This window comes from Allobosea sp. 10L417 (assembly GCF_056395485.1).
In genome coordinates, this window is sequence record NZ_JBFTJP010000001.1 from 784,376 (window position 1) to 804,896 (window position 20,521).

18 protein-coding genes are annotated in these 20,521 nt (G+C 67.5%); 10 read left to right on the forward strand and 8 right to left on the reverse strand.

The genetic code is table 11. The annotated features are described in order from the left end of the window. Window positions 1-95 precede the first annotated feature (95 nt). Window positions 96-854 carry an FkbM family methyltransferase gene (locus tag AC1DE3_RS04005; RefSeq protein WP_476778837.1) on the reverse strand — a complete coding sequence of 253 codons (759 nt, stop codon included), beginning with the start codon at window positions 852-854 and terminating at the stop codon, window positions 96-98. Continuing rightward, window positions 851-2,680, reverse strand: coding sequence for a glucans biosynthesis glucosyltransferase MdoH (gene mdoH, locus AC1DE3_RS04010; protein ID WP_476778836.1), 1,830 nt, complete (start codon window positions 2,678-2,680; stop codon window positions 851-853). The genes AC1DE3_RS04005 and mdoH overlap by 4 nt, the downstream gene beginning before the upstream one ends. 250 nt (window positions 2,681-2,930) lie before the next feature. Here mdoH and AC1DE3_RS04015 point away from each other — a divergent pair, with 250 nt between their 5' ends. The 4 genes from AC1DE3_RS04015 to AC1DE3_RS04030 are packed head-to-tail and all read left to right on the forward strand — an operon-like array spanning window position 2,931 to window position 6,071. Continuing rightward, a complete protein-coding gene (locus AC1DE3_RS04015) occupies window positions 2,931-3,734 on the forward strand; it encodes a zinc-dependent alcohol dehydrogenase (protein WP_476778835.1) in 804 nt (267 codons plus the stop codon). Window positions 3,735-3,769: 35 nt separating this feature from the next. Next, the gene (locus tag AC1DE3_RS04020; protein ID WP_476852089.1) at window positions 3,770-4,171 is read left to right on the forward strand and encodes a 6-pyruvoyl trahydropterin synthase family protein; all 402 of its coding nucleotides are present in this window, start codon (window positions 3,770-3,772) and stop codon (window positions 4,169-4,171) included. Continuing rightward, window positions 4,168-5,232: a glycosyltransferase family 4 protein gene (locus AC1DE3_RS04025; RefSeq protein ID WP_476778833.1), complete on the forward strand. Its 1,065-nt coding sequence runs from the start codon at window positions 4,168-4,170 to the stop codon at window positions 5,230-5,232. The genes AC1DE3_RS04020 and AC1DE3_RS04025 overlap by 4 nt, the downstream gene beginning before the upstream one ends. Continuing rightward, window positions 5,232-6,071 (forward strand): class I SAM-dependent methyltransferase, encoded by an 840-nt coding sequence (locus tag AC1DE3_RS04030; RefSeq protein ID WP_476778832.1) that lies wholly within the window; start codon window positions 5,232-5,234, stop codon window positions 6,069-6,071. Before AC1DE3_RS04025 ends, AC1DE3_RS04030 begins: the two co-directional genes overlap by 1 nt. 57 nt (window positions 6,072-6,128) lie before the next feature. On the opposite strand, the gene AC1DE3_RS04035 is transcribed toward AC1DE3_RS04030, so the two are convergent. Next, window positions 6,129-6,689, reverse strand: coding sequence for a cytochrome b (locus AC1DE3_RS04035; protein ID WP_476778831.1), 561 nt, complete (start codon window positions 6,687-6,689; stop codon window positions 6,129-6,131). 239 nt (window positions 6,690-6,928) lie between these two features. Between AC1DE3_RS04035 and ribA the strand changes: the two genes are divergently transcribed. Further along, window positions 6,929-8,056, forward strand: a complete 1,128-nt coding sequence (ribA, locus tag AC1DE3_RS04040; protein WP_476852090.1) for a GTP cyclohydrolase II RibA — start codon at window positions 6,929-6,931, stop codon at window positions 8,054-8,056. Window positions 8,057-8,093: 37 nt separating this feature from the next. After that, window positions 8,094-10,436, forward strand: a complete 2,343-nt coding sequence (locus tag AC1DE3_RS04045; protein ID WP_476852091.1) for a glycosyltransferase family protein — start codon at window positions 8,094-8,096, stop codon at window positions 10,434-10,436. A 280-nt stretch (window positions 10,437-10,716) separates the two neighbouring features. On the opposite strand, the gene AC1DE3_RS04050 is transcribed toward AC1DE3_RS04045, so the two are convergent. From AC1DE3_RS04050 to AC1DE3_RS04065, 4 genes are all read right to left on the reverse strand, one after another. Further along, window positions 10,717-11,577, reverse strand: a complete 861-nt coding sequence (locus AC1DE3_RS04050) for a TIGR01459 family HAD-type hydrolase (RefSeq protein ID WP_476778828.1) — start codon at window positions 11,575-11,577, stop codon at window positions 10,717-10,719. Then, a complete protein-coding gene (locus AC1DE3_RS04055; protein WP_476778827.1) occupies window positions 11,577-12,515 on the reverse strand; it encodes a sugar kinase in 939 nt (312 codons plus the stop codon). The genes AC1DE3_RS04050 and AC1DE3_RS04055 overlap by 1 nt, the downstream gene beginning before the upstream one ends. Window positions 12,516-12,747: 232 nt before the next feature. After that, complete coding sequence (locus AC1DE3_RS04060; protein ID WP_476852092.1) at window positions 12,748-13,977, reverse strand: hypothetical protein; 1,230 nt, start codon at window positions 13,975-13,977, stop codon at window positions 12,748-12,750. A 116-nt stretch (window positions 13,978-14,093) separates the two neighbouring features. Continuing rightward, on the reverse strand, window positions 14,094-14,681 hold the full coding sequence (locus tag AC1DE3_RS04065) for a DUF1134 domain-containing protein (protein ID WP_441511937.1): 588 nt from the start codon (window positions 14,679-14,681) through the stop codon (window positions 14,094-14,096). 81 nt (window positions 14,682-14,762) lie between these two features. On the opposite strand from AC1DE3_RS04065, the gene AC1DE3_RS04070 reads away from it, so the two are divergent. Continuing rightward, the gene (locus AC1DE3_RS04070; RefSeq protein ID WP_476852093.1) at window positions 14,763-15,533 is read left to right on the forward strand and encodes a YHS domain-containing (seleno)protein; all 771 of its coding nucleotides are present in this window, start codon (window positions 14,763-14,765) and stop codon (window positions 15,531-15,533) included. A 174-nt stretch (window positions 15,534-15,707) separates the two neighbouring features. On the opposite strand, the gene AC1DE3_RS04075 is transcribed toward AC1DE3_RS04070, so the two are convergent. Further along, window positions 15,708-16,541: a 3'(2'),5'-bisphosphate nucleotidase CysQ family protein gene (locus AC1DE3_RS04075; RefSeq protein ID WP_441511935.1), complete on the reverse strand. Its 834-nt coding sequence runs from the start codon at window positions 16,539-16,541 to the stop codon at window positions 15,708-15,710. 126 nt (window positions 16,542-16,667) lie between these two features. Here AC1DE3_RS04075 and chpT point away from each other — a divergent pair, with 126 nt between their 5' ends. The 3 genes from chpT to AC1DE3_RS04090 all read left to right on the forward strand — a co-directional run bounded on the left by chpT (window position 16,668) and on the right by AC1DE3_RS04090 (window position 20,502). Next, on the forward strand, window positions 16,668-17,309 hold the full coding sequence (chpT, locus tag AC1DE3_RS04080) for a histidine phosphotransferase ChpT (RefSeq protein WP_476778824.1): 642 nt from the start codon (window positions 16,668-16,670) through the stop codon (window positions 17,307-17,309). A 92-nt stretch (window positions 17,310-17,401) separates the two neighbouring features. After that, window positions 17,402-20,008 carry a chemotaxis protein CheW gene (locus tag AC1DE3_RS04085; RefSeq protein WP_476852094.1) on the forward strand — a complete coding sequence of 869 codons (2,607 nt, stop codon included), beginning with the start codon at window positions 17,402-17,404 and terminating at the stop codon, window positions 20,006-20,008. Beyond that, the gene (locus AC1DE3_RS04090) at window positions 20,005-20,502 is read left to right on the forward strand and encodes a chemotaxis protein CheW (protein ID WP_476778822.1); all 498 of its coding nucleotides are present in this window, start codon (window positions 20,005-20,007) and stop codon (window positions 20,500-20,502) included. The genes AC1DE3_RS04085 and AC1DE3_RS04090 overlap by 4 nt, the downstream gene beginning before the upstream one ends. The last annotated feature ends 19 nt before the right edge of the window (window positions 20,503-20,521 follow it).

Below are 20,521 nucleotides of genomic sequence, written 5' to 3' on the forward strand. Positions count from 1 at the left end.
GCACTGCAACGCCGGTATTGGCCGATGGTTGCCAGGGTTTCATTGTCCGGGATGGCGGAGGCGATCGATGCAGATGCCGCCTCTGCACCCCGTCTTCAGCCTTGAAGGATGGCGTAGACATCGCCCGAATTGGCCGCATGAGGCAAACCGCGCAGATAATCGCCCATGGCATCCGCGCTCGCGGGCTCGCCGAGCTCCAGCCTCTGGCTCTCGCCGATCGCGACGTTGAAGCGATAGGGGCCGAGCGTCTCCAGTACGGCGAGGCAGGCCTCCGCCACCTCGCGTTGGATCGTCGTGAATTCGAAGGAGATCACCGGCACCGCCTTGGTCAGCCCCGCGAGCACATGCGCCTCGAAGCCCTCGACATCGATCTTCAGAAGCTTGGGCAGGCCGTGGCGCAGGATCAGCCGGTCGAGCGTGGTGCAGGGCACGCTGATCTCGTGGTCCCAGACCTGCCCCTCCCAGCCGCGCGCGCCGGACGCGGCGCCGATGAAGGCGGCCGACGCCGTCGAGACCGTCGGGTTCGCGCTGTTGATCCTGAGCGCGATCGAGCCCTCGTGATCGCCGCAAGCGGCTGCGATCAGCGTCACCAGCGGGTCGCGCCGGTGGATCAGGCGGATCACCCGAGCCGGTCCGGGCTGCGGCTCCAGCGCCACCACGCGCGCGCCGAGCCTGCGGAACGAGGAAATCCGGTCGCCGACATGGGCGCCGATGTCGAAGGCGAGATCGCCCGGCCGCAGGAAAGTCCCATAGAGCTGGTCCATCGCTGCGTTGCGCTGCTTGTCGCCGTGATAGATGCGCAAGGAGCGCGACAGCGCCTTCACCGTTCCCTTCGGATAGACGGTGGCGTTCATGCGCTGTCCCCGTCGCGGATGGCAGCCAGTACGGGCGGCATGTCGAAATCCTCGGGGATTGCGCAAAGCCCGTGGCGGGCCAGCCAGGCACCCGCAGCCGGCCAGGCGGTCAGCATCGCGAACGGGATCGCGAGCAGATAGCCGGCCGTGAGGGGCAGGGACCAGATCAGCACGGCCGGCGCGATGACGCCGAGCCCGGCAAACAGATAGATCCCGAACAGCAGATGCGGCCATAATCCCGCGAAGGCCGTGGCGAAGCTCAGCGCATGGGCATCGCGCGCCTGCCCATTCCAGCCGATCCGCGCCTTGCCAAAAGCGAGGCCGATCATGAACAGCGTGGTGCGGAAGCTCGAGACCGCGCCCTGGAGGAAGGCGAACAGTGTCTCGATCAGCGCCGAGAACAGGAAACGCACCGCGCCGCCATAGCGCCGCACGCCGCCGCGCGTCAGCAGGATGTCGGCGAAGCCGGCGAGCTTGGGCGAGAGATACATGGCCAGGAACAGAACATAGAGCCCCGCCGTCAGCGCTGCCGGATAGTCCGCGATCGTCCGGTCCTCCATGGCCTTCAGCGGCAGCAGCGCGATCATCAGCGTCCAGGCCGGCAGACCGAGGAACATCAGGACCGCCCAGACCAGCTGAAACCGGCTCATCGGCTTGAGATGGGCTAAGTCGAGCAGCTTGAGGTACTGCAGATTGCCGAGACACCAGCGCAGGTCGCGCTTGGCGAATTCCAGCATGGTCGGCGGATTCTCCTCCCAGCTCCCGCCCTCGACCGGCAGCACGCGCACCTCGAAGCCGGCACGGCGCATCAGCGTCGCCTCGACCTGGTCGTGGCTCATGACGGCGCCGCCCAGAGGTGGTCCTCCGGGCAGCACAGGCAGATCGCAGTGGTCGCGGAACGGCGCGATCCGCACCAGCGCATTGTGCCCCCAGAACGGCCCGCAATCCCCACCCCACCAGGCCGAGCCCATCGTGTAGGGCCGCATGCCCTGGCGCATGCCGAACTGAAAGATGCGGGCGAAAGCGGAGCGGCTGGGCATTCCGACCACGAGACTCTGCAGGATTCCGAGCTTTGGATAGGCCTGCATCATTCGGGCCATGCCCAGGATCGCCTCGCCTGACATCACGCTATCGGCATCGAGCGGCAGCATCAGCACGTAGCGCTCGCCCCAGCGCTCGCAGAAATCCCGGAGATTGCCGGCCTTGAAGCCGTCATTCTCAGCGCGGCGTCGATAGATCAGGCGTGCGGGCTCGCCGAGTTCTCGCGCCCAGGCAGCGGCAAGATCCTGCTCTGCGGCGGCGACAGCCGGGTCATTGGTGTCGGACAGGACGAAATAGTCGAACCAGATGCCCTCACCCGTCTCGTCAAGGCTCCGCTTCACCACCTCGAGCCGCCGGAAGGCGCGCGCCGGATCCTCATTGCGCAAGGTCATCAGCACCGCGGTGCGCAGCGAGAGCGGCGTCGCCCGCTGCCCGGCGGCGGCGAAGGGCGCGACCTCGGCAAGCCCATCCTTGCGGCCATGCAGCAACCACAGCCCGATCGCAGCGTTCCAGAAGCCCAGCACGGTCCAGGGTGCCCCGACAAGGAAGGCGACGAAGATCGCCACATCCGCAACCGTCCAGCCGCCCGCCCCCAGCACCTGAGCAAGCCCCGCCAGCAACAGGATCAGTGTCGCGAGATTGAGCAGGAGAACGAGGAGGCGCCGCCGCCGGAGGACCATTGCGTCCTGCAGGCCGGCCGGCGTCAGGCCGATCGCTTCGTCCCCTTGCGTCACCCGCTGGAACGTGTTCGGACCGGGACGCTGGTTCGTGGCAGTCTCTGTCATGGGGGCAGACAGGCTCGGACGGAGGGCAGACGCGATGGCGCGGGAGCTAAAGCCTGCAACCACGATTGACGCAAGGGCCAAGGCCCTCGCGCTTTGGTATATAGCCCCCCGTGAATGCAAGCTGAATGATGTGGCCCTGCCGCTGCCTGGTCCGGCAGACTGCCTCGTCACCACATTGTGGAGCGGCCTGAGCCGCGGCACCGAGCGGCTGATATTCGAAGGCCGCGTGCCGCCTTCCGAACATGAGCGCATGCGCGCGCCCTTTCAGGAGGGTAATTTTCCCTTCCCGGTCAAATACGGCTACTGCGCCGTCGGCCGCGTCGATGCCGGCCCGCCGGACATGCTAGGCCGCATCGTCTTCTGCCTGCATCCGCATCAGGACCGTTTCATTGCACCGCGCAGCAGCCTGATACCGGTTCCCGACAGCGTTCCACCCCGGCGCGCCATCCTCGCCGCCAACATGGAAACGGCCCTGAACGCCCATTGGGACGCCGGCTCCGCCCCGGCCGACCGGATTGTCGTGGTGGGCGGCGGCGTGCTCGGCCTGCTCGTCGCCTGGCTCGCCGCACGCCTGCCGGGAGCCGACGTGACGCTGGTCGATGTCGAGCCCGGCCGCGCAGGGCCGGCCGCCGAACTGGGCTTTGGCTTCGCCATGCCGGACGCAGCGCCGCGCGACGCCGATCTCGTCTTTCACACCAGCGCGACGGCGGCCGGCCTCGCTACCGCCGTGGCTGCGGCCGGCACCGAGGCGCGGATCGTCGAAATGAGCTGGTATGGCGAGGGAACGGTGCCGGCGACCCTCGGCTGCGCCTTCCATGCGCGCCGTCTGCAGCTCGTCTCGTCGCAGGTCGGCATGGTCGCCGCCTCGCATCGGGCGCGCTGGGACCACGCACGACGGGCGGCAGCGGCGATGACGCTCCTCGCCGACGACCGGCTCGACGCTGTAATCACCGAGGAGATCCCCTTCCGCGATGCACCGCAGCGCATCCCGGAACTGCTCGCGCCGGGCGCCGCTGGCCTCACCGCCGCGATTTGCTATGAAACGCGGCCGTGACCGCGCCCGCTTCGGGCGTCTCTCCAGGAGATCGCATGTTTTCCGTCGAAGTCCGCGACCGCATCATGATCGGCCACTCCTTGCCCGATCCCTTCTTCGGTCCCGCGCAGAACATGCATGGAGCGACGTTCGTGGTCGACGTTGCCTTCTTCCGCGAGACGTTGAACCGGCAGAACGTGGTCGTCGACATCGGCGCCGCGCTCGACATGCTCGGCAAGACCCTGAAGCCGCTCAACTACCAGAATCTCGACGCCCTGCCGCAATTCGCCGGGGTCCTGRCCACCACTGAATTTCTCTGCAAGCATATCTTCGACGCCATGTCCGCCGCCGCGAAATCCGGCGCGCTCGGCGCCGATGGCGCCGGCCTGTCGAAGATCCGCGTGACGCTGCACGAGACCGACCTCGCCCGCGCCAGCTACGAGGGCGTGCTGGGGTGAAGGGCATCGTCTTCGCCATCCCCGGCAATATCGATCTGCCGACCGGCGGCTACGGCTATGACCGCCGTCTCCTGCGTGAATGGCGCGAGATGGGCGTCGAGGCTCGGCATCTGGCCTTGCCGGGCGGCTTTCCCTTCCCGACCGAAGCCGATCTCGCAGCGACGGAATTGCTGCTGGCGGCGAGCGCGCCGGACGACATCCTGCTGGTCGACGGTCTCGCCTTCGGCGCCTTTCCCGAAGCGTTCGCCGCGCGCTTCGCCGACCGGCTGGTCGCGCTCGTCCACCATCCGCTGGCGCTCGAAACGGGCCTCGAAGCCGCCCAGGCAGCCGCGCTGCGCGCGAGCGAACGCGCCGCTCTCGGCCATGTCCGCTCCGTGGCGGTGACGAGCCCCGCGACGGCAACGGTTTTGAGCACGGAGTTCGGCGTCCCCGAGAGCCGCATTTTCGTCGCCGTTCCCGGCGTCGATCCCGCGCCGCGCGCCACCGGCAGCCACGGCGATCAACCCCTGCAGCTGCTCGCAGTCGGCTCCCTGATTCCGCGCAAGGGTTACGATGTCCTCATCGAGGCGCTGATGCGGATTGCCGACCGCGACTGGCATCTCACCATCGCCGGCTCTCCCGATTACGCCCCCGAAACCGCGGCCGCGATCGAGGCCCATATCCGCTCCGCCGGGCTGGCGGACCGCATCTTGCTTGCCGGGGCCGTGCGGCCGGACAACCTCGGTGAACTCTATGACAAAGCTGACCTATTCGCCATGCCCTCGCTCTATGAGGGCTACGGCATGGTTCTGACGGAAGCGCTGGCGCGCGGCCTGCCGATCGTCTGCACGCTGAGCGGCGCGGGCGCGGATGCCTTGCCGGCCGATGCGGCTCTCAAGGTGCCGCCCGGCGACGTTGCGGCACTTGCCAATGCGCTTGCGAGGCTGATTGATGCGCCGGCTGAGCGCCGGCAGAGGGCCGATGCGGCATGGGCGGGAGCCGGCGCCTTGCCACGCTGGCACGATGCGGCCCGCATCGTCGCGCGGGCATGTCTGGGCGGCGGCAGCCGGGAGGTGGGTTGATGGCTGGATTTTCTCCGGAATGGCTCGCCTTGCGCGAGCCTGCGGATCATGCCGCGCGCAATCCGCAGGTGCTCGCCGCGGTCGGCTCGTATTTCTCCGACAGGCCTTCGCTGTCCATCCTCGATCTCGGCTGCGGCGCAGGCTCGAATCTGCGCGCCTCCTACGCGGCCCTGCCCGACCGTCAGCACTGGACACTCGTCGATCACGATGCCGACCTGCTTGCCCATGCCCGCAGCCGCCTGGCGGATTGGGCCGATGAAGCGCGCGAGCAGGGCGAGGAACTCGTCCTCGCCAAGGGGGAAAAACTGATCGGCGTGGACACGCGCCGCGTCGACCTCAACAAGGATCTCGACTGGGTGCTCGGCTGGCGGCCAGACCTCGTGACGGCCGCCGCCCTCTTCGACCTCACCTCGCGGCGCTGGATCGAGCGCCTCGTCGCCGCGCTCACGAGCCAACGCCTGCCGCTCTATGCCGTGCTGACCTATGACGGCCGCGAGGCTTGGCAGCCGGAGCACCCCGCCGATGCCGGCATGCACGCCGCCTTTGTCGATCATCAGCGTGGCGACAAGGGCTTCGGCCCCTCCGCTGGCCCGGCGGCCTGCGAGATCGTGGCCGAGGCCTTCCGCAAGGCCGGCTTCGCGGTTTCGATGGGCGACAGCAGCTGGCTGATCGATGGCGCTCGCGCCGATCTGCGCGCGGCCCTGGCCGAGGGCATTGCGCAGGCCGTGCGCGAAACCGGACGGGTCGATCCCGCGACCGTCGAGAGCTGGCTTGCCGCACGCAGCGAGGCCGGATCGGCGCGGATCGGCCATCAGGATCTCTGGGCGCGCCCGGTCTGAGGCTTCACCCCGAAAACGAGCCGGATCGCCATCTTCCCTCCGGAGCGATTGCGCGCCTTAGCCGGTTCCCGGCCACATCCGGCGCAAAACGCCGTCCTTGCGGATGATGCGGTGGTAGAGCACCGCGGCGATGTGCAAAATCGCAATTGCGCCGAGCGTCAGCGCAAGCTTGCCATGGATGCCGAGCACCTGCTTGGCCGCCGCTTCATTTGGCCCAGCCAGCGCTGGCAGGTTGAACAGATCGAACACGGTGAGCGCCGGAAACAGCGAGACGCCGATCCAGCCCAGCAGCGGGACGACGAGGAGCAACCCGTATAGCAGCCAGTGGACGAGATGCGAGCCGGCCTTCTGCCACCATTCCAGCGTCGGTTCATCCGCCGGCGCGCCATGCAGAAGGCGATAGACCAAGCGCCCTGCCGTCAGCCACAACAGCAGGAATCCGGTAAGCTTATGAGCGCTGTAGAGGCCGTTGGTCAGCCCGTCCCAGAGGTTCAGGACGTTGCCGCGATAGCTCATCGTCACCCCAACCGGGATCATCACGAAGACCGCAACCACGGTGATCCAATGCAGGGTGCGGGCGGTCGCGCTGTAACCGCCGGGCGCCATTTCCGCCGACATCGGCCGTTCTCCGGGTGTTGCCGCAAGGGAAAGCATTCATCCCACGTTCAAGCGTACCAACCTATACGACACTGCTCCGGTCAGGTTCCCGTTTCTCGTTCCCGAGCACTTGCGTGCCATGGAACCGTGCCCTGCCGGGAACGTTGCTGGAAGGGCGAACCAAGAACCCCTATATCCTTTTCCCATGGTGCCTCTGACGCTCCTAGGCCGCTTGCCGGCCCAATCTGACGGACTTCCCGATGCCTGAGTCGCGTACGCTCTTCGGCCCCTCCCTCGAAACTGCGCTCGTGAGGGTGGACCGGGCCATCGCCGAGTTTCGCGCCGGCCGCCCCGTCCTGCTGCGGAACGGTGACCAGCGCGCGCTCGTCCTCTCTGCCGAATTGGCCGAAGAGAGCCTCGTGCAGGGTCTCGATGAGCTGGCTCATGGCGGCGGGCATCTTGTCCTCAGCGGTGCGAGGCTGCGCCGGCTTGGCGCAAAGGGGCGCAGCGAAAGCGGCGTCTTTGCGCTGCCCACGATCGATCTTGGCCGCGTCGAGACGCTCGCCCTAAAGATCGATGCGCGGATGGATGCGCCGATCGCGCCCGCCTCCGGGCTCGACGAGGCCGCGCTGGAATTGGCCCGCCTGTCGCTCGTCYTCCCGGCCGTCGTGGTCGTGCGGGTCGACGCTGCCGACATCGCCGATGAGCCGCTGGTCGAAGTCGCCATCGAAGCTATCAAAGGCTATCGCGCCCAGCAGGCCGCTTCGCTGAAGATCGTCGGTCGCGCGCCCGTGCCGCTCGAAGGCGCGCCGGAGACCGAGTTCGTCGTTTTCCGCGGTGGCGAGGGGCTGCGCGATCAGGTCGCGATCATCGTTGGCAAGCCCGATCTTTCGGGGCCGGTGGCGGTGCGTCTGCACTCGGCCTGCCTCACGGGCGATCTCTTCGGTTCGCTGAAATGCGATTGCGGCGACCAGCTGCGCGAGACCGTGCAGTGGATGGCGGAGAACATAGGCGGCGTCCTGCTCTATCTGGATCAGGAAGGCCGCGGCAACGGCATCTCCAACAAGATGCGGGCCTACAAGCTGCAGAGCCAGGGCTGGGACACCTATGATGCCGACGAGGTGCTCGGCTTCGATCTCGACCAGCGCCATTTCGATTTCGCCGCGACCATGCTGAAGCAGCTTGGCGTCTCCAGCGTCGTGGCGCTCACCAACAATCCCCTGAAGATCAGCGCGATCGAGGCGGCGGGTCTCGAGGTTGCCGCCAGCCAGCGCGTGCTGGGCCGCCCGAACGCCCACAACGTCCGCTACCTCGCCTCCAAGCGCGACCGCGCCGGCCACTTCATCGACATGGACGCGCTGATGGCGCGTGCCGCCCCGACGGATTGACGGTGCATCCGATCGCGGTCAGGCCAGGCTGATGCCGGTGCCGGGGACGACATCATTCGAGCACGATCCGACACGCTGGCCGCTTGCCAGCGTGTTCTGCATCGTGTTTCTCGGCTGGCTGGCCCTGTCCTGGCCCTGGCTCTCCGGCGCCGTCACCATCCCCTGGGACGCCAAGGCCCATTTCCACCCTCAGCTACAATTCCTCGCCGATAGCTGGCATCGTGGCCTGTCCCCCTTCTGGACGCCCTACGTCTTCTCCGGCTCGCCGCAAATTGCCGATCCGCAGTCGCTGATCTTCTCGCCCTCCTTCGCGCTGATCGCCGCGCTCAATCCCGCGCCCGATTTCCGCTGGAGCGACGGAGCCGTTCTCGGAACGCTGCTGGTCGGTGCGCTGGCGATCGTCCTGATCTTCCGTGACCGTGGCTGGCATCCGGCCGGCGCGGTCGTCGCGGCCCTCTCCTTCGCCTTCGGCGCCGCCGCCGCCTGGCGGATCCAGCATGTCGGGCAGGTGCTGAGCCTCGGCTATTTCAGCGTCACGCTCTTCCTGCTCTCCCGTGCGCTGGAGCGCGGCTCGATAGGCTACGGCTTCGCCGCCGGGCTGGTCTCGGGCTTCATGGTGCTCGGCCGCGATCAGGTCGCGCTGATCGGCGTCTACGTCCTCGCCGGTCTCGTCATCGCCGCGATCCTGATGGCGCGCGATCCCTGGCGCGCCTTCCGCGCCAGCCTGTTGCCGCTGCTCGCCGGCACGCTAGGCGCCATTCTGGTCGCCACCATTCCCATCCTCCTGACCGCCTTCATCGCGCAGGAGTCGAACCGTCCCGCGATCGACTTCGTCGAAGCCGGGAAGGGCTCGCTGCACCCCGCGGCGCTGCTCACTGGCCTGATCGCCAATCTCTATGGCGCGGCCGGGCCGCTCGCGGATTTCTGGGGCGCGCCGAGCCCGGCCTGGGAAGCCCGCTTCGGCCCACTCGGGCTCTTCCTCGCCCGCAATATGAGCCAGCTCTATCTCGGTCTGTTGCCGATGGGGCTGGTCCTGACCCTCGGCCTCATCCGCGGCGCGCTCTGGCGGCGCGAGATCGTCGCGCTCAGCGTCGCCGCGCTCATCGTGCTGCTCTATGCGCTCGGGCGTTACACGCCCGCCTTCCGGCTCCTGTTCGAACTTCCCGGAGTGAGCTTCTATCGCCGCCCGGCCGACGCGCTCTTCATCCTCGGCGCTCTCATCGCCATCCTCGGCGGCTATCTGACCCACCTCGTCATGACCGGCACGGCGCCGAAGGCGCGCCCGTGGCAGATCGCCCTGGAAGCGCTGATCTTCGCCGGGGCGCTCGCTCTCGCCCTCTGGCTCGCCTGGACGGTCGGGCGCATCCCGGTCGCGATCACGCCGCTCGTCATTGCGCTGCTCTGCGGGCTGCTCACGCTCGGCGGCCTGGTTGCCGCGCGCGGGCTGGCGCAGCGCGGCTCGGCATTGGCGGCGACCGTCGTACTTGCCGCGATCCTCACCATGGATTTGGCGGTCAATAACGGCCCCAGCGAATCCACTGCCCTGCCGCCGCAGATGTACGACGTGCTGCGGAAGGACAGCGCGAACGAGACCATCGCGCTGCTCAAGCGCGAGACCGCCCGCACTGCCGCTCCCGACCGGCGCGACCGCATCGAGCTCGCCGCCATCGACTTCCACTGGCCCAATGCCAGCCTCGTCCACGAACTCGACAACACGCTGGGCTACAACCCACTGCGCCTCGGCCTCTACAGCAAGGCGACCGGCGCCGGCGACCAGGTCGCCCTGCCCGACCAGCGCACCTTCTCCGCCCTGATGCCGGGCTATCGCTCCCTGCTGGCTGACTTGCTGGGCCTGCGTTTCATCGCGACCGGCGTTCCCGTCGAGCAGATCGACACGCGGCTGAAGCCCGGCGATCTCAAGCAGATCGCCCGGACCAAGGACGCCTATATCTACGAGAACCCGCGCGCCTTGCCGCGCGTCCTGCTGGTCACCGAGGCGCAGAAGGCCGATTTCGACGCCATATTGACGACCGGCCAATGGCCGACCGGCTTCGATCCGCGCCGGACCGTCCTGCTCGACCGCGACCCGCCGCCGCTGGCCACCGGCGCTATCGGGCCGGCCAAGGTTGCGATCCGCGATTACGGCACGACCACGGTGACGCTCGCCGTCGATGCGCCCCGCGGCGGCTATCTCGTCCTCAACGACGTCTGGCACCACTGGTGGCGGGTAGAGGTCGACGATCGCCCGGCGGAGTTGCTGCGCGCCAATGTGCTTTTCCGGGCCGTCGTCGTCCCGCCCGGGAAATCCACCGTTCGCTTCGTCTTCCGCCCGCTCGAGGGCCTCTACGAGGACATCCTCGCACGGCTGCGCAATCACTAGGCTTAGGAACCGCTGCCGTCATTGCGGGGCGGACCGGAGGTCCGAGCCCGGAACCCATGAACACGGCGCTCCCGTCATGGTCGGCCTTGTGCCGACCATCCACGTCTTCCTCGGTCGCGGGTGGTGTTCAAGACATGGATGCTCGCCACAAGGGCGAGCACGACGATTCTGGAACCGCGTCGTGGTCATGGGTTCCGGGCTCAGGCCTTCGGCCTGCCCCGGAATGACGGCGGTGGTGCAACAAGGCCAGCTCGGCCAAGCGTCCACCTGAGGCCCCGCCTCAGGCCAGCGCGCCCATCGCGGCGATCGGCCGTACAGGCAAACCGTCCAGCACCTTGGCGAGCCCGGAAGGATCGACCTCGCCGCCATGCATCGTCTCGTCGCGATGGATGCCGCCGGCGATGAAAAGGCTGTCGAAGCCCATCAGCCTCGCGCCGGCGAGATCGGTCCTGACCGCGTCGCCGATCACCAGGACCTTGCCGGGTTCGACAGGGCGGCCGCCGCGCGCCTCGGCGGCGGCTGCGAGCGCGAGGTCATAGGCCGGCCGATAAGGCTTTCCAGCCCAGGCGACGGTCCCCCCCAGCGTTTCATAGATCGCCGCGAGCGAACCGGCGCAGGGCAGCAGATCCTCGCCGACATGCACGACGAGATCCGGGTTGCCGCAAATGAAAGGCAGGCCGCGCCGGGCGAAGCGCTCGAGCAGCGGCCGGTACTGTTCCGGCGTCTCGGTGCGGTAATCGTTGAGCTCGGTCGCCACGATGATGTCGGCCTGCTCTTCGTCGACCAGCTCGACATCGAGCCCAGCGAAAACCGCCCGGTCGCTTTGCCAGCCGATATGGTAGACGCGCTTGTGATGGCTCTCCGCGATCAGCGCACGCGTGACGTCGCCGGACGTGACGAGCCGGTTCCAGGCCTCGCGCGGCACGCGCTTGGTGTCGAGCAGCCCGGCCACCTGCGTGGACGGCCCGGGGGCATTGGAGAGCAGCGCGACCGTACCGCCCAGCTTCCGGAAGGCGATCAATGCCTCGCAGGCCGGCTCCAGCGCCCAGAGCCCGTCATGAACGACGCCCCAGACATCGCTGATCAGCACATCGTAGCGGGCGAGGAGATCGCCCGCGCGCTTCAGAACGGGAACGGTCATTAGCTCTTGGCCTCGGCAGCGATACGCGCTTCGACCTCGTCACGGCGCGGCAGCGGCGCGACGGCGCCATAGCCCTGCGTCGAGAGCGCCGCGGCGACATTGGCATAGGCGCCCGCCGCGAAGGCATCCCCGGTGCGCAGATATTCGGCGAGGAAGGCGCCGTCATAGCAGTCGCCCGCCCCCGTTGCGTCGATGGCATCGACCTTGATCGGGCGGAAACGCTCCCTGCGCACCGGCGTCGCAACCAGCGAGCCTTCGTGGCCGAGCGTCAGCGCGACGACCCGCGCGCCCAGGCCGAGATAGAAATCGACGATGGCGTCGGGATTGTTGAGCCCGGTGAGCTGCGTCGCATCGTCGAGGCCCGGCAGAACGATGTCCGCCATGGCGCAGGCGGCATGGATGATTGCCCGCGCGCGCGTCAGCGGCCAGAGCTTCAGGCGCAGATTGGTATCGTAGGCGGTGAGAACACCGGCCTTGCGCGCCGTCTCGAAGGCCTCGAACACCGCATCGCAGGCGCTGGTCGAAATGGCCTGGCTGATGCCGGAGGCCTGGATGATGCGGGCCGAGCGGATGAGATCGCGCGGCAGGTCGCGCGATCCGTAGAGGCTCGCGGCCGAACCGGCGCGCAGATAGGAGAAGACGTGGCCGGACGGGCCGTGATCGACGAAATAGAGCCCCGTCGGAGCGGTCGCATGCGTCGAGACATGGGCATCGTTGACACCCTCCCGCTTCCACAGCGCCCGGATCGAATGGCCGGCGCTGTCGTCGCCGAGCGCACCGAGATACCCCACCGATAGACCCTGCCGGGCCGCCGCGACGGCACAATTAGAGGTGTCGCCGCCATGCCCGAACAGGAAGGCCCCGGTCTCCGCCCGGGTGGCGTTGAACTCGCCGAGCGGCTCGCCCAGGCACAAGAGATCGATTTGGCTGTCCGTCACGATTTAAAACCATTCAGGTGGCACCGGCGCGCCGGGAGGCCCCGTCTTCCTAGAGCATCGGGCCGAAAAGTGGAATCCACTTCTCGGAAAAATCCGATGCCCGAACAAAGAGATAGATCGTCGCTTCCGATCCGACAGAGATGCAAGGCGATCTGCAACATCGACGAGGAAAGGGGAAACCGCTTTTCGGTGCTGCCCGGACCGCGCGACGAACGGCGCGGCCGATTCCGCGCTATTCGGCCGCCTCACGCTTCGGCGATAAGCTCATCAGGCGGTCCGCCAGCCGGACGATCTCCTCGCGCAAGGCCGAATTGGCCTGCGCGCCCGATGCCGCTCTGCGCAGGTCCGACATCTCGTCCAGGAGCTGATTTCGATCTTCGCGGGCCTGGCTGAGGGCTCCTTGCAGCGTTTGAAGCTCGGCATGCACAAGCTCGATCTGACCATCCCGTTCGCGCTGACTGTCCTGCAAGGCGGTGATCTCTTCCTGTTTGCGCCGGCGCAGATCGACCAGCTCATCCTTGGCAGCCGCAAGCGCCAGTTCCAGGGCATCCACCCGGTCTTGCAGCGTCTCTTGATCGGCCATCGTCTGCTCCAGCCTCACGCCGAGCTGCCGCGCCTCGACAGCCGCCGCGCTGGCGCGCGCATCGGCCGCTGCCAACCCAGCTTCAGCCTGCTCGGCACGTGCGGAGAAGGCACCGGCCCGCACCTGTTCGCCGTCGCGCTCGCCCGTCATCGTTTTCAATGACGCCTCGCTGCGGCCCAGCGCATCCTCGACTCCCGCCAGTCTCCCGGCAAGCTCGTCGCGCTTGCCCTGGAGGACCATGATCTGGGTGCGGTCCTCCACCAGCGCCAAGCGCAGCTTCGCATGCTCGTCACGGATCCCCGCCAGTTCCGTCTCGCGTTCGGCGAGCAGCTTCTCGATCCGCCCGACCGTCTCGCGTTCCCGCGCGAGCTCGTCGTCGCGCATGCTCAGATCCGCGCCGGTGCCGGTCAGAGCTTGCCGTGTCTCAGCCAGGCTCTGCTCCAGGCTCGCCAGATCCGCGAGCCGCTTCTCCAGCGCCGCGGCCGTTTCGCCATGGCCGGTCTGTTCCTGTTCGAGGGTGCTGCGCGTGTCGCCAAGCTCGGCCCGGGTCGTAGCGAGCAGGTTTTCGAGTTCCGCGATCCGTGTGTCGCGCTCGCCACGCTCGCGCTCCAGCCGGCCGATCGTCATGTCGCGGCGGCCAAGCTCCTGCATCGCCCCGGCCTTGGCCGCAAAGCCACGCTCGGCCTCTTGCTCGACGGAGCGCATGCGCAGGGCGAGTTCGGCGCGCAGATGGTCGCGGTCAGCAGCGATTTCACCCAGGGACAGCGGGAACGCAGCCTCAGCCCGCTTGCGCGCCAGCCGATCGGCACGGCGAGCAAGCGCCGGCACCGCGGCCAGCGCGAGCAGGGCCGCGCAAAGGAAGCCGAGCGCGAACAGCATGGCGGCTTCGATCAAAACCCAGGTCTCCCGAACCAGGCGTGGACACAGGCGATGGCCGAATCTGCCACGCCCGCGCCGCCAAGGCCAGTTCTAGTCACCCGCCCGAGATCGGCGGGCTAGAATGGATTCCACGTCGCCTGCGGCGTGAACTTGAGATAGCCGAGATTGACGCCGAGCCGCCAGCCGACGCCGGTGCGAATCGGCACGATGGTGATGCCCTCCGCCGTCATCGCGGTGAAGCCGAAGCCGCCGATGAAATAGGCCGAGCCGTCGACGCCGGCGAAGCGCTGGTAGAGCGCGTCCACCGCTGGCAGATTGTAGGCCAGCATCATCGTGCGTGCGCCTTCGCCACCGAAGTCGAAGCCGATCGACGGCCCCTGCCAGAACACCCTGCGGTCGCCGGCATTGCGGGTGTAGAGCTGGCCCTCGCCGAAGCGCAGCCCACCGACGAAGGCGCCGGAGGCCTCCTGGCCAAGCACATAGCCATTGGGCTCGCCCCAGCGCCGCACGGCCTCCTCGATGGTGAGCGCAAGACCTCGCGACACGTTGCCGAAGAACTTGTGGCCGGACGTGACCAGCTCGTTCTGCGAGAAGGAGCGCTGCTCGTTGTAGTTCTGCGCAAAAGCCGGGGCCGACAGACCGGTGAGGCCCGTTCCGGCTACGGCGAGACCGCTCTTGATGAGACTGCGGCGGGTCTGGTTCATATGCTAGATCTCCGGACAGAGGGTCTGGCCAGGCCGGACGCCAGAACGGTTTGATCGCCCGGGCTCCCGGCGCCGGCCTCGGTGGCCGGGCAACCTGTTCCGGGCAAGCGCGATGCGGACCGGACGGCGGGCCGATTCTGGGCTATCCGCCGCTCGCACCGGCGTCGAAAAAACGACGTCCGGCGAAAACGAATCATTTCGGTAACCAGTTTGATACGCTGCAAATCTATCCAAGGCGTGAAAATTCCGGAGAGCCGAGCGGCCCGGGATGCGGGATTGCGAGGATTTGTGGGGATGAAGGCCGCAACAAGGCGACGCTGGAGCGCGACCTGCGCCGGCATTGCCATTCTCTTCCTCGTCGTCTCCATGACGTCCGCCAACACCACCTCCGCCGAGCCGGTTGTTCCGGCTTCGACGGGGGCACCGGGGCTGCCAGCCGGTCTGCCCAGCCTGCCCGCACTTGGCGAAGTGATGCAGCGCGACCTGCGCACCGGCCTTGCCATCAACGGCTTCGACCCGGTGTCCTATCGCTTAGGCAATGGGCCCTCGGCCGGCCTCGCGGACCACGAGCTGATTCATGAGGGCATCGTCTGGCGCTTCGCCTCGCAGGCCAATCTCGAGGCCTTCCGCGATGCACCGGGCGTCTACGCGCCCGCTTTCGGCGGCTTCGACCCGACGGGCGTCGCCAATGGCGTCGCTGTCGAGAGCGATCCCAGCCAATACGCGATCATCGGCTCGCGGCTGTTCCTGTTCCGCTCGGCGGAAAACCGCCAGCGGTTCCTGCAGGGCGCCGCGCTCCTGGCCCAGGCCGAAGATCGCTGGAAATCGGTGCTGCGTTTCGTCGCCCGCTGAGGTCTCCGAGAGGCCTTTTGGAGACCCGAGCCCTCATCCTGAGGAGCGCCGCAAGGCGGGTCTCGAAGGGGATGGCCCAGATATCTCCGGAGCCTCCTGGAGCATCCTTCGAGACGCCATTCCCAAGGGAATGGCTCCTCAGGATGAGGGCTCGGGGTATTCTCAAAAAGGCTCTCAGCAGCCGGTATCACCGGCGATGGCCCGCCGCGCCAGCGCCTCGCTCGACGCCGCCACGAAAGGCGGATTGCGGAACTGCCGCTCGCTCACGCCGTAATGCGGCAAGGCGCCGTCAAGCGTCAGCACCACCCCGCCCGCCGCCGAAAGAATGGCGTCGCCGGCCGCGATGTCCCATTCCATGGTCTGGCCACAGCGGACATGGAGATCCGCCTCGCCCGAAGCGATCATCCCGAACTTCACCGCCGACGAGACGGGGATGCCCTTGTGGCAGCACATCGACGCGGCGATGCCGTCGCTGCGGCCGTCGCCATGGAAGCGGCTGACCAGCGCCACCGGCCCGTCGCTGGGCAAGGCACGCACCGCCGCGCGGCGCGCTTCCCCGAGCACGGTGCCGTCGGCGGCGAAATCCTGCACATAGGCGTGCTGGCCGGCGAACCAGAGGCGGCCGATGGCCGGAGCAGCAATCGCGCCCGCGATCGGCCTGCCGTCACAGACCACCGCAATCGCGACGCAGTAGCTGTCGCCGCCGGCCAGGAACTCGCGGGTGCCGTCCAGCGGATCAAGCAGGATGAAGACCTCTCCCGGCGCGACGCTGTCGGCCGTTTCCTCGCTGATGACGGGGAAGCCGGGGCAAAGGCGCGCGAGCGCATCCTTCGCGGCATGGTCGGCAGCCAGATCCGCGGAGCAGACCGGCGAGCCATCCTGCTTGAGCGTCACATCGCGTGCCGCCCGCTTCGCCAGCAGGACGGTCGAACTGATCCTGGCAGCTTCCGCAAGCTTGCGCCCAAGCCCGTCGCAATCGCGCAGGCGGGCATCGTCGCGGCCGATCATGGCGGCCCATCCTTCGAACATTGGCCCGGTATATGGCGATTAACCACATGAAAACCAAGATGACAGCATATCTGGCGGCATTGCCGCCCTACCCTCGGCGCATCGCCATCCCAGGATTTCGCCCCCATGACCGCCATCTCGCTCGACTCGCTCGATCTGGCCGCTCTTCTTTGCAGCCGCGTCTGCCATGACGTGATCAGCCCGGTCGGCGCGATTGTCAACGCTCTGGAGGTTCTCGAGGAAGACGATCCCTCGATGCGCGACTTTGCGCTCGAGCTCATCAAGAAGAGCGCCCGCAACGCCTCCGCCCGCCTGCAGTTCGCGCGCCTCGCCTTCGGCGCAGCCGGCTCGGCCGGCGCGATGATCGATCTCGGCGATGCCGGCAACGTCGCCAACGGCTTCCTGAACGACGAGAAACTGTCGCTCGACTGGGATGCGCCGCGCGCCCTGCTGCCGAAGAACCAGGTCAAGCTCCTGCTGAACCTGCTGGTCATCGCAGCCCAGGCGGTGCCGCGCGGCGGCAAGCTTGTCTCGCGAGCCAGCGTCGAGGGTGAACAGGGCAGCTTCGAGATCAAGGCCACGGGCTCGCATGCCCGCATCCCCGCCCATGTCGAGGAACTGCTCGCCGGCAATGCGCCGGGCGGCACGATCGACGCCCATGCCGTCCAGCCGGTCTATACCGGCATGGTGGCGCGCGCCGCAGGGATGGAGGTTTCCGTCTCGATCGACGGCGAGACCGTGACCATCAAGGCAGCCAAGGCGGCCTGAAACCGAAATCAGTCGACGGGCGATCTCAACCGATCATAAACCCTTCTCGTGCTTTGGTTCCTGGAGGGTTTCGCGTTGAGTGATGTTCCTGCATGGACGAGTTGCTGCAAGAGTTCCTGACCGAGACCGGCGAGAACCTCGATACGGTCGACCGGGAGCTCGTCCGCTTCGAGCAGGACCCGAACGATCGGGATATCCTGCGCAACATCTTCAGGCTGGTTCACACCGTCAAGGGAACCTGCGGCTTCATCGGCCTGCCGCGGCTCGAGGCGCTGACCCACGCGGCCGAGTCGGTGATCGGGCAGTTCCGTGACGGCGCGACGGTGAAGCCGAGCGCCGTCACCGCCATTCTCGAAACCATCGACCGCATCAAGGACATCCTCGCCGAGCTGACCGAGAAGGGGCAGGAGCCGGAGGGCGACGACAAGACGCTGATCCACGAATTGCAGGCTCTGGCCGACCGCGCCAGGGGCGAACTCGACCACGCGTACCCGGCCGAGGAGCCGATCGATCCCGTCGCCGCCTATCTCGCCCGGCATGGCCAGGCTGACGCCAAGGCTGCAACGGACGACATCGTGTTTCGCAGCGCACCGGAGCCGCAGCGCGACCGCAACGGCCGTATCGAAAGCGGCGAAAGTCCCACGCATTCCGAAGATGGCCCGTCATCCCCGCGAAGCGGCGGCCCGGCGACCTTACGGGTCAATGTCGACACGATCGAGCATCTGATGACCATGGTCTCCGAGCTCGTTCTGACGCGCAACCAGCTCCTCGATGTCTCCCGTCAGCAGGAGGACGCCAAGCTCAAGGCGCCGCTGCAGCGCCTCTCGCTGATCACCGCCGAGTTGCAGGACGGCGTGATGAAGACCCGCATGCAGCCGATCGGCAACGCCTGGTCGAAGCTGCCGCGCATCGTCCGCGACCTCAGCACCGAACTCGGCAAGCGCATCGAACTCGTGACCGATGGGGCGGAAACCGAACTCGACCGCCAGATCCTCGACCTGATCAAGGACCCGCTCATCCACATGGTCCGCAACTGCGCCGACCATGCGATCGAGCTTCCGGCGGAACGCCGGGCAGCCGGCAAGCCCGAACAGGGCACGATCCGGCTTTCCGCCTATCATGAGGGCGGCTCCGTCACGATCTCGATCGCGGATGACGGGCGCGGGCTCGATGTCGGACGCATCCGGAACAAGGCCATCGCCCGGGGCCTTGCGACCGAAGCCGAGATCGAGAAGCTCGGCGACGCCCAGATCAGCCGCTTCATCTTCCTGCCCGGCTTCTCGACCGTGGATAATGTGACGGCGGTTTCCGGCCGCGGCGTCGGCATGGATGTGGTCAAGGCCAATGTCGATTCGATCGGCGGGATGATTGACGTCGCCAGCCGTCCCGGCTTCGGCACTACCATCACCATCAAGATCCCGCTGACGCTGGCGATCATCTCCGCCTTGATCGTGGTGGCGGGCAATGACCGCTATGCGATCCCGCAGATCGCGGTGCGCGAGCTCGTGCGGGTGAAGGCGGGGGACGACAACCGCATCGAGGAGATCAACGGCGCTCCGGTCCTGCGGCTGCGCGGACGGCTGCTTCCGATCATTTCGCTTCCCGAGCTGATGGGCGCGCCCAAGGCCGCTGACGGTGAGGGCTTCATCGTCATCACCCAGATCGGCGAGCGGCAATTCGGGATCCTCGTCGACAGCGTCTTCCACACCGAGGAAATCGTGGTGAAGCCGATGTCGAGCAAGCTGCGCCACATCCCGCTTTTCTCCGGCAATACCATCCTCGGCGACGGGGCCGTCGTGCTGATCGTCGACCCCAACGGCGTCGCCAGCCTGGTCGGCGCTGTTCTGTCGGGCGAGGCCGAGGCGAAGCCGCACGCCGCGGCCCCTCATGCCCAGGCCAGCGAGAAGACGACGATGCTCGTCTTCCGCACCGGAGCCGGCAGTCTCCAGGCCCTGCCTCTGTCGCTGGTGACAAGGCTCGAGGAGGTCGACGCCGAGCAGTTCCAGCGGGGCGGCGGCCGCACTTTGCTGCATTATCGCGGGCGGCTCGTACCCGTCTCGCCGCTCGCGGAAACGCAGTTGCGCAGCCAGGGCATCCAGCCACTCGTCATCGTCTCGGACGGCGACCTGACCGTCGCGCTTGCGGTCGATGCCATCGTCGATATCGTCGAGGACAGTTTCGACCTCGAAATGGCCGCCAGCCACGAGCGCGGCGTGATCGGCTCGGCCATGATCCGGGGCCGCGCCACCGATATCGTCGATCTCGCCCATTACCTGCCGCTGAACGAACCCGGCTGGTTTGGCGTGCGGCGCAGCTCGGCTCCATCCGCCCGTGTCCTGCTGATCGAACCGTCTGATTTCCTGCGGGAAATGCTGAGCCCGATCCTGAAGGCGTCCGGCCACGTGATCACCATGGCGGCCGATTTCCACCTTGATCCCACTGCAGCCGCCCAGCCGTTCAGCATCGTCCTGCTCGATCTCGATCGGCAGACCGAAGCGGCGTTCGACTTCGCCACCGCGCTGCGGGCGCAGGCCGGCAGCGAGCGCCTGCGCATCCTCGGCCTCACCACTTGCGCGACCCCCGACCTGCACATGCGGGCCGTACAGGCCGGCCTCGACGATATCGTTGCTAAATTCGATCGCCGTGCCCTGCTGAGCGAGCTGAATGCCGGCAGCGCAGATATGAGGCAGGCAGCATGACCCTTCCGGTGCCCGACACGGCGCAGCAGGCGGCGTCGACCAGTTTCGGCGACTCGCTCGACTACGTGACGATCCGCATCGGCGAGCAGTTGCTCGGGCTGCCGATCGGCCGCGTACAGGACGTCTTCATCACCGACCGCATCACGCTCGTCCCTCGCGCACCGAGCGAGATCGTCGGTCTGCTGAATCTGCGCGGACGCATCGTCACGGCGATCTGCCTGCGCAAGCGGCTAGGCAGGATGGTTCCGGAGGCGCAGGGGCAAGGCGAGCTGACGGCGATTGGGATCGACCATCGCGGCGAGGCCTTTGCCCTCATCGTCGACGCCGTCGGCGAGGTGATCCGGCTGGACCGTTCCACCTTCGAGCCGTTGCCCGTTCATCTCGACCGCGTCTGGACCGCGTTGGCGACCGGCGTTCACCGGCTCGCCGACGAGCTCCTCGTCATACTCGATCTCGATGCAGTCCTCGATCTCGACCTTCCCGCCGCGGCCTGAGGCGCGGCCCCAAAGCTTT